Source organism: Streptomyces sp. NPDC052043, assembly GCF_044548235.1.
GTDB lineage: Bacteria > Actinomycetota > Actinomycetes > Streptomycetales > Streptomycetaceae > Streptomyces.
In genome coordinates, this window is sequence record NZ_JBIUBT010000050.1 from 1 (window position 1) to 1,011 (window position 1,011).

1 protein-coding gene and 1 pseudogene are annotated in these 1,011 nt (G+C 67.0%); both read left to right on the forward strand.

Translation table 11 applies throughout. The annotated features are described in order from the left end of the window. Positions 1 to 141, forward strand: a pseudogene (locus tag ACIHCX_RS38160) (succinate--CoA ligase subunit beta); the annotation flags it as partial. Positions 142 to 162: 21 nt separating this feature from the next. Beyond that, the coding region (gene sucD, locus ACIHCX_RS38165; protein WP_400038029.1) for a succinate--CoA ligase subunit alpha at positions 163 to 1,011 on the forward strand (849 nt) is incomplete at its 3' end.

The following is a 1,011-nucleotide window of genomic DNA, read 5'->3' on the forward strand; positions in this document are numbered from 1 at the left end:
CTGGTGGTGCGCCTGGACGGCAACAACGCCGAGCTGGGTCGCCAGATCCTGGACGACCGCAACCACCCGCTGGTGCAGCGTGTGGACACCATGGACGGCGCGGCCGACAAGGCCGCCGAGCTGGCTGCTGCCGCGAAGTAAGGGACGAGGTCACAGAACACCATGGCTATCTTCCTCACCAAGGAATCCAAGGTCATCGTCCAGGGCATGACCGGCTCCGAGGGCCAGAAGCACACGCGTCGCATGCTCGCCTCGGGCACGAACATCGTCGGTGGCGTGAACCCGCGCAAGGCGGGCCAGAGCGTCGACTTCGACGGCACCGAGGTACCGGTCTTCGGTTCGGTCAAGGACGCCATCGACAAGACCGGCGCCGACGTCACGGTCATCTTCGTGCCGGAGAAGTTCACCAAGGACGCGGTGATCGAGGCGATCGACGCCGAGATCCCCCTCGCGGTGGTCATCACCGAGGGCATCGCGGTGCACGACACGGCGTCCTTCTGGGCGTACGCCGGCAAGAAGGGCAACAAGACGCGGATCATCGGCCCGAACTGCCCGGGTCTGATCACGCCGGGTCAGTCGAACGCGGGCATCATCCCGGCCGACATCACCAAGCCGGGCCGGATCGGTCTGGTGTCGAAGTCGGGCACGCTGACGTACCAGATGATGTACGAGCTGCGGGACATCGGCTTCTCCACCTGCGTGGGCATCGGCGGTGACCCGATCATCGGCACCACGCACATCGACGCGCTGAAGGCGTTCCAGGACGACCCGGACACCGACCTGATCGTGATGATCGGTGAGATCGGCGGCGACGCCGAGGAGCGGGCCGCGGCCTTCATCAAGGAGAACGTGACCAAGCCGGTCGTCGGCTACGTCGCGGGCTTCACCGCGCCGGAGGGCAAGACCATGGGCCACGCGGGTGCCATCGTCTCCGGTTCCTCCGGCACGGCCCAGGCCAAGAAGGAGGCCCTCGAGGCCGCGGGCGTCAAGGTCGGCAAGACCCCGACCGAG